General features: G+C 65.7%; 6 protein-coding genes. 5 read left to right on the top strand and 1 reads right to left on the bottom strand.

The genetic code is table 11. From position 1 onward, the window contains the following. From BSB02_RS40385 to BSB02_RS39030, 5 genes are all read left to right on the top strand, one after another. On the top strand, nt 1–781 hold a 781-nt coding region (locus BSB02_RS40385), incomplete at its 5' end, for a hypothetical protein (RefSeq protein WP_206185139.1). After that, entirely contained in the window at nt 714–2,177 is a 1,464-nt protein-coding gene (locus BSB02_RS40380; RefSeq protein ID WP_158088881.1) for a hypothetical protein, read from the top strand. The genes BSB02_RS40385 and BSB02_RS40380, both read left to right, overlap by 68 nt. Nucleotides 2,178–2,179: 2 nt before the next feature. Continuing rightward, complete coding sequence (locus BSB02_RS39040; RefSeq protein ID WP_084966046.1) at nt 2,180–2,863, top strand: hypothetical protein; 684 nt, start codon at nt 2,180–2,182, stop codon at nt 2,861–2,863. A 363-nt stretch (nt 2,864–3,226) separates the two neighbouring features. After that, nucleotides 3,227–4,111: a transposase gene (locus BSB02_RS43835; RefSeq protein WP_084966045.1), complete on the top strand. Its 885-nt coding sequence runs from the start codon at nt 3,227–3,229 to the stop codon at nt 4,109–4,111. After that, nucleotides 4,005–4,523 carry a hypothetical protein gene (locus BSB02_RS39030; protein WP_143591761.1) on the top strand — a complete coding sequence of 173 codons (519 nt, stop codon included), beginning with the start codon at nt 4,005–4,007 and terminating at the stop codon, nt 4,521–4,523. The genes BSB02_RS43835 and BSB02_RS39030 overlap by 107 nt, the downstream gene beginning before the upstream one ends. Before the next feature lie 173 nt (nt 4,524–4,696). Here BSB02_RS39030 and BSB02_RS39025 read toward each other — a convergent pair whose 3' ends face one another. Beyond that, nucleotides 4,697–5,107 (bottom strand): RidA family protein, encoded by a 411-nt coding sequence (locus tag BSB02_RS39025; protein ID WP_084966043.1) that lies wholly within the window; start codon nt 5,105–5,107, stop codon nt 4,697–4,699. Between the last annotated feature and the right edge of the window lie 720 nt (nt 5,108–5,827).

Genomic DNA, 5,827 nt, shown 5'->3' with positions numbered 1-5,827 from the left:
CCGTCCTGCAGAACTACGAGGTCGCGAGAGGATGAAAAAGGCTCCTACGGTGACGGCCCGCCGCAATGGCGTGTGCTGCACATGTCACCAGGACATCGCCGCAGGCGAGACGATTGCCCTGAACGTCACCTTGCGGCAATGGGGTCATCACGCCTGCATCGACCCCGAGCGCGCCGCTGGTGCCGCCCCGCTACCGATCCTGAAGCCGAGGTCCCATACGTCAAGAGGGCAAGTCTCGAGGCCGCGCCGCACCCTCCCAGTAGGCATGGACGAAGACGGGTTCGCCCGCATGCTGCCGTTGCTGTATCTACGCGGCGAAGCCGCCCACCTGGACGAACAGCTCCCCGTCGCGTGCCCACAGTGCGGAGACATGAACGTCCACCTCGACATCGTTGGATTCATCACCGACGACGACCGTGAGCCGCGCGATGCCATCACCGTAACCTTCCCCTTCCTGGAGGTGAGGGGTAGCCCAGAAGCCGCAGCGATCCAACAAAACGGGCCACCGCACCGAGGGCCGATGATGTTTATCCAGTATTGGTGCGAAGCGCGCTGTCGAGGTCGCATCGACTTTCGGGTCCACAAAGGAGTTGTTTTCGGCAGTCTTCACAACCTTCCCCGGATCCCGGAGACCGATGATGACGACCTCGGAGGAGGCATGGCGTTGAGCTATCGCGGTGGCAGCGAGCCGGAGGTGACCGTAAACTGTGCCAATGGCCACCACCAAGGGCGCGGAAAGGAGGTCTTCCGTGGGCAAACGCCAGCGGCGTCGGCTTCGTGAACGCCAACGTACACAGAATGTACCGCAGAGCCAACATTGGGACTATCCTACCACGCACGATCCTTTGCTCCGCGTATTTCTGAAGTCGGGGGCGGACCCGGCGCAAGCGGGTATTATTGGTGAATACTGGAAATTCACCACTGATGGGACGTGGGCGTGCCGGGTCGCGGATCTCGGACAGCCACGGTCGGTGACCGAGACGGTAGCGGCCTTCTCCGAGGCGGCCTTGTTGAAAGTCCCGTGTCGGCAGTGTGGTGAGCCGCTCGCGGCCACCAGCCGTGCTCAGGCCACGCAGCTCGCCGGCCACGATCTGCAAGGGAGCAAGTGGCACTCCATCTCGCACACCCCACTATGCGCCGCTTGTCAAGCTGCTGCTGCCGCAGAAGAGCGTGAACGCCAGCAACGCCAAGCAGAACAGGAACGCCGGCGCAGGGAGAATCTTCGGCGAAAGATCGATGACCTGCTGGCCCGAGAAAACGAACTGACTCTCGATACGCGAGATCCGCTTCATTCGCCGGTTGATATAATCGTGTTGGCGGCGATGCATCGCATGGCTACAGCCCTGAATAGGCATGAGGGAGGGCATGGTGTGCCCGTGCCATCTCTCGAAGACCTCACTCACGGATGGACAGGCTCCGCCGACCGTGACCTAGAAACGATCAAGAGCCTCTACACCCGCCGCTGGCTGGCCATTCACCACAACACCCCTCATGATGCGTTCTTCGAGCGCGATGGCGAGCTGATGCTCACTGTGGACCAGGTCCGGTGGCGGCTGCCCTTCGGCAAGGTCAGCGCAGTCGACGCGATCAACGCTGAACTACAGAGCTGCCTTGGTATCGCCGATGAGATCGGTATCGCAGCGCGGAAAGAGTTCACTGAGTTCGTCCAGGACATGGAAGTGTGGGCGGTCCGCGACTACCTCGATGACCTTCTCACCCGCGTTTACGGATATCCCGCCACTCCCAGGGAGCGAGCCGCCGAACTAGTAGATATAATCCGCGCTGGGCTGACGGAGTATACACGCAAACAAATGAACGCTCTTGCCTGGCGCGCAGCGGATTCGGCTGCCTCGTGGAAGGAACGTACACCCCGGGTAGGGCCGCCGGAGGCGGCCTCCGCAGCGGTCACCATATTGCGTCGAAAGCTCGAGGACGCCCGTGAACGCCGTCGGCCCGTTCCGGAGTATGACCCTCCAAAGTCGCTGACCGACCCCTCAGCACTCCACCCGGCTGACCTCATCCGGCAACGCTTGCAAGAGCTGCAGGCTTGGGAGGCGTCTCCTCGCGAGAAACAAGCGATCGAGTGTCCTGAATGTGATGAGTACGGTTGGATCGAAGAGGGTGGAAAGCCCCGCACATGCGATCATCCTCTCGTGAAACCCACCATCATGATCTGAGCATGTCCATGATCCCACGATGGGCCGAAGAAGCGGCGCTCCGCTTTCTCGCCGCGGGCTGGACGCCAAGCGACGTCTTGCATGCGCTCGATTACCGCCCAGATGGCAGCGAGTGGCTGGCCAGCCAGCACCCGCACGGCACGAGCGACTGGGCAGAGCAACGGCTGCGGGCTTGGCTAGACGGGTTCGGCAATCCGATCAAACCTCGCTCCCACATCCTGGCCGAGCAGGCCGAGCGACTGCGACGCGAGCAGGAGCAGCAGCGCCGAGAGTGGGCCCGTCTGCGTGTGTCGGCCGCACGCGATCCTGTGCGTCGAGCACAGGAGACACGTGCCCGCGTCATCGCGCTCAGCCCAGCAGTGGCGGCCGCCGTCCGTAGACGGGAGCGCGAGGTAGAACAACGCCGCCAGTGGACCCGGGTAGCCGACGGCACGATGGGGCAGCAGCGGCGGCGGTGGAAGGCTGTCGATGAGACGGCCGAGCAGATGATCGAGGCCAGTGCGAAGGCGGTTGAGCCGCAGCAGAAGACTCCCTCCATTCGCGAGGAGGATCCCGTGGAGATTCGCCGACAGCTGGTCTGGCAGCGCGCCCGGCTTCGAGCCCATCTGGAGCGATCCAGCGGCAGCACCGGCGCCGGGCCATTGCCGATGAGCATGCTGGAGCTCGTGCAAAACCATGAATTGTGACGCGTAGCCGACGAGAAGCCTCGTGGGAAGTTGAAGTTCTTAGACGGCCTCCCAGTCATCGGCCAGGACGATGACCACGGAGCAGACCTGTTCGTAGCCAGGGGCGAGCAGGAAGATTGCGGCTCGGTCGTAACTGACATGGCCGAGAAACTATTACGGCAGCCGTAGATCGTGGTCCCCATGGCGTTGCCGCTGGTCGTGTGCCGTGACACGAAGAGCCGCCGCGATCATGTCAAGGTGTGAATCAAGATCAGGCCGCGGCGGCTCGTGCCGTCGCCGTAGCGCATGCCGAGCATGCCGCTCTCCAACAGGAACTGCCGGCTCGGCTGACCGGGTGCTTCCCCGGCGCGAGAGCCGCACCACCTGCGGGCAGATGCCGACCGGGCTGCTGATGGGGCTGGAAGACAACAACCGCTGGACACTGGCCGAGGCCGCAGGACACTCCACGCCCGACCGGCTGCAGCATTTCCCGGCCCGAGCCTGCTGGCCCGGGCCTGCTGGGAGGAGCAGCAGGTCACAGCCCAAGCCGCCCGCGGGGCGATCGAGCGCCTGGACGACGGCGATCCCGGCCATACCGTGCTGATCATCGACGAGACCGCCGGCGCCACGTCCTCCACCGACGCGGCCGGAGCCGCCCGCCAGGACAGCGGCGCCCTCGGCGGAGTGGCGTTATGCCAGGTCATGCCAGGTCGCGGTCCATCTTGCCGACGCCACCTCGCGCGGGCACACCATCCTCGGCCGTGCCCTGTACCTGCCCGAGCCCTGTACCTGCCCGAGCACGGCACGGCCGATGAGGAACACCGCGAGCCGGCCCGCATTCCCCAGGACACCATGTGCGCCACCACGCCCCGACTCGCCGGGGAGCTGCTGGAAGGCGCGCACGCGGCCGGGGTACGCGCCGCCTACGGCGCCGGGGACGAGGTCTACGCCGGGGAGGAGGTCGACGGTGGATGCCGGCTGCGAGCCCTGGACCTGGGCTCTGGACCTGGGCTGTGGACCTGGGCTACGTGCCGGCGATCCGCTCCAGCACCACGGTGCGCATCCACGCGGGGAACACCTTCACCGCCGAGCCCCCTCACCGCCACCGACGCCCTCTGTCTCATCCCCGTCTCATCCCCGTCTCATCCCCGCCGGCGCCTGGATGCGGCTGCGCACCGGCAGCGGCACCACGGGCGCCCGCCACGACGACTGGGCGATGCCCGCCCTCCAGCCCGACGACACCCCCGACGGGCTGGAGGGCGGGCATGACGGCGGACCCGCCGCCCTGCTGATCCGCCGCCACCGCCACACCGGCCAGATAGCGTTCCACCGCTGCTGGAGCCCGCGCCCGGTGCCGCCGCCCCGCCTGGTCCACCTCGCCACCTGCAGAGGGCGCATCGAAGAAGATCACCAACGTGCCAGGCAGCCCTGCGGCCTGGACGCCGGACAGGCCATCCGCCGGCGCTCCTGGCACCGCTGGAGCACCATGGCCCTGCTCGCCTACACCCTCGCCTACACCCTCATCGCCGTGGCCACCGCCCACCAGCGTCAGCCCGACGGCCCTCTCGTCGAACACCTCGGCGAACACCTCGGCCCGGCCGCCATCGCCATCCCGAACTGCTCCGCCAACTCCGCGGCATCCTCATCCCCGGCCCACGACGGGACCGGGCACACCGCCTGACCTGGTCCATCTGGCGGCGACGGCACCAATACCGCGCCCGCCTCCGCCACCAGCGGCGGCACGCCCACGCCGCACCAACTCCATGATCACTGTCCCGTGACCCCGAAGGCTGGGCGCGTGCCATCGACTGTTGATCGGCCTCCTCACCCAGTACCGCTTCCCAGCCCTTGGGTCTAGTCGGGAAGAGCCACCGTGAGATCCACCTCGACGAGTTGCCCGCTGAAACCCAGCTGCGCAACGCCCAAGAGGGTGCTGGCGGTGGTGAACGCCGGACCGATGACCGAGTCGTTGAGGCGGCGCCACGCCTCGGCCAAGTCCTCCCTGTCCTGAGTGACGACATAAATCACGGAACGGACGACGTGCTTGGGTTCGGCGCCGATGGCCGGCAGGGCGGTCAAGGCGTTCGCCGCGACCTGATCGATCTGTGCGTTGAGATCATCGAGGCCGACCAAGGTGCCGGTAGGGTCGAGCGGGCACTGGCCGGCCAGGAACGCCATCCGGCCGGGCGTCACAACGGTGACGTGGTGATAGCCGGGTGTCTGGTGAAGCTGGTCGGGGTTGAAACGGCTGATCTTCATGGTCATGTCACCGAGTCTGCCGGGTGGCAGGCTGCTTCGCACCGGGTTTTCGTCTCGCACGCCATGACTCGGACATCGGCGGTACCGGTGGACCTGAAACCGGCCAGGGTTCGATGGCGCGCGCCCAGCCTTCGGCGTCACGGGACAATCACAACGATCTACGGCTGCCGTAACTATCGGAGGCGTGTGATCCACTGGGGGAATGAGCAGGCTCTATACCAAGAACGGTCGGCCCTTACAGGTGTCCGGTTCGAAGCTCTACTCGAGGTCAGGCAAGTACGTTGGTCGGATCAGCGGCAATAAGGTCCACGACCCGAGCGGACGCTACGCAGGAACTATTGTCGGTGACCGTGTGGTGTATCGGACGACCGACAGCGCTGCGGTGAGTGGTCCTTCGGTGAGCACGCCTCGTGCTGGCTCAGGGGCCGCGAGGGCAGCTGGTTCTGCCCTCTGGGGAGATGAGCCCGACTTTCCAGACTGAATGCTGTGATGAACCAGCTCTCATCCTCGATACGGGGATGGGGTCGGCGAATGGTTTGACCTCGGTGCCAGGGAGACAACCCCAGTTGATCAATGAGACAGCCCTTAGCCGTCTGCGGCCGCAACCGCCTCCTGCGCCACGTAGCCAGCAGGCGAGCCGCCAGGTTCGCTGTCGGTTCCGGTCGCCAATGCGGCCACGGTCAGCTAAGCGGCATTCCAGAAGTTCCGCTTGTAACCGGCGGGCAG

Source organism: Thermoactinospora rubra (genome assembly GCF_002093975.1).
GTDB classification, from domain to species: domain Bacteria; phylum Actinomycetota; class Actinomycetes; order Streptosporangiales; family Streptosporangiaceae; genus Nonomuraea; species Nonomuraea rubra_A.
Note: the sequence above shows the minus strand (reverse complement) of the source record. Positions and strands in the feature narration are given on the sequence as shown.

Coding starts and splice junctions, on each gene's coding strand:
- BSB02_RS39040 (WP_084966046.1), top strand. CDS start 2,180: ATGTCCATGATCCCACGATGGGCCGAAGAAGCGGCGCTCCGCTTTCTC.
- BSB02_RS40380 (WP_158088881.1), top strand. CDS start 714: ATGGCCACCACCAAGGGCGCGGAAAGGAGGTCTTCCGTGGGCAAACGC.
- BSB02_RS39025 (WP_084966043.1), bottom strand. CDS start 5,107: ATGACCATGAAGATCAGCCGTTTCAACCCCGACCAGCTTCACCAGACA.
- BSB02_RS39030 (WP_143591761.1), top strand. CDS start 4,005: ATGCGGCTGCGCACCGGCAGCGGCACCACGGGCGCCCGCCACGACGAC.